Raw genomic sequence first — 901 nt, forward strand, 5'->3', positions numbered from 1 at the left:
CAGCTTGGTGCCTGAGCGTCTCAGATAGGCGCGCTTCATATCGGTATCATCGAAGGAATAGTCGAAGAGGCCGTCCGCCGTGATGCCGGAGACGCCGATCACGGCGACATCGAACCACAGCGCCTCGAACTGGGCGATGGCCGCGGGCCCGCCGGTCGACATCTCGTCGGCCCGTACACGGCCGCCGGCAACATAGACTTCGGGCACGCCGCCGTTCAGCGCCGCCGCGATCCTGAGGCTGTTGGTGAACACCTTGGCGTGCGGAAGGTCCTTGAGGTGCTCGGCCATCAGATAGGTGGTGGTGCCGACATCCAATGCGATCGTGCGGTATCCCGAAACCAAGGCGGCCGCGGCGGCGGCAATCGCGGCCTTCGGGTCACGGCGCTGGCGCAAGCGCGAATCGAAACTCGGCTCCTCACTGTCCATGGCGACCAGCGGCGGGTTGTCCGCCTCGATCGCACCTCCGTGGATTCGTACAAGCCTGCCCTCGCGCTCCAATTCGACCAGATCGCGGCGGATCGTCATGTCGGAAACGGCGAGTTCGGCCGCTGCCGCAGCGACGGTGAGCGACCCCGTGCGGCGCAGGAAAGCCAGGATGCGTGCCTGTCGATCGTGCGCGAGAAGGCGCTGACGATCGGCATCGCGCGGTGCGCCATGCGTGGACGATAGGGGAGAGGCGGTGTCGTCGGCCATCGATGTATCCGGTGGGTAAGCCGCTGACGAAGCGGTCTGCAACTTCGACTCTACCGCATGATCAAACATTTTCAAACAAAAATATGTTTGCAGTGTTCGAATTTATTGGTATGCATCTCGATATCAACAGAACGCGTTCCGCCACCAAGCAGAGAGAATACGACCATGCCGGCTGCCTCCGTCATTCCGCCAGTGCTTGCCGAACTCG

Annotated in this window: 1 protein-coding gene; it reads right to left on the minus strand. The window is 62.6% G+C overall.

What is annotated here, in order from left to right:
• Nucleotides 1-693: DeoR/GlpR family DNA-binding transcription regulator (locus EN964_RS35800; protein WP_164776506.1), on the minus strand; the 693-nt coding region annotated here is incomplete at its 3' end.
• Between the last annotated feature and the right edge of the window lie 208 nt (nt 694-901).

The organism is Mesorhizobium sp. M7A.F.Ca.CA.001.10.2.1 (assembly GCF_003998575.1).
GTDB lineage: Bacteria > Pseudomonadota > Alphaproteobacteria > Rhizobiales > Rhizobiaceae > Mesorhizobium.